General features: G+C 41.4%; 1 protein-coding gene. It reads right to left on the bottom strand.

All coding sequences use genetic code 11. From position 1 onward, the window contains the following. The coding region (locus ACE99V_RS20440) for a transposase zinc-binding domain-containing protein (RefSeq protein ID WP_400493007.1) at positions 1-352 on the bottom strand (352 nt) is incomplete at its 3' end. Positions 353-594 lie beyond the last annotated feature (242 nt).

Below are 594 nucleotides of genomic sequence, written 5' to 3'. Positions count from 1 at the left end.
GTTGCTTTCGCTCGTATGCATCAATCGCTGTACTGTCGATAGCAATGGTCGTTCCCGTAATGATTCCTTCTGCACGATTTACCTGTAAAACCTCTTCACTCATCATACGGCTCCATTCTTCTGTTTCGCCGCAAGAGCACGTTGTACAAAATCGTCCTTTACAACGGAATGGAACTCTTTTTGTAAGATGACATCCTTCACAGACTAATAATTTAAATCCTTTTTTAGGGTCACCGCAGTTAAGAAATTTCTCAACTTCTTTCAGAACCGACGGACGGATTCTCTTCCCATACTTTTTAACAAAAGGTTTCCAGTGATCAATAAAAATTCGCTTAAGAATATTTGTCTCCATATAACGATTTTACCAACAAATATAGGGGCTTACGCCCCAAAAATTATATACTTTCCGATATGATAAGAAAACCCACCCGGCATTAGCTAACGCTTCGCCGGGCGGGGCCCCGAACACTTTTCTAGCGGCTGTATGGGATGTCCAAATTTATAAATTCTTATACACTGAGCCTTTTGCAGATTTCTGACCCGTTGCACTACAAGGGTTTGCGAACATAAAAAAAGGACTTCACCCCAAGAAGG

The organism is Brevibacillus soli (genome assembly GCF_044759095.2).
Taxonomy (GTDB): Bacteria; Bacillota; Bacilli; order Brevibacillales; family Brevibacillaceae; genus JBIYSM02.
This window is presented reverse-complemented; position numbering and strand designations above follow the sequence as displayed.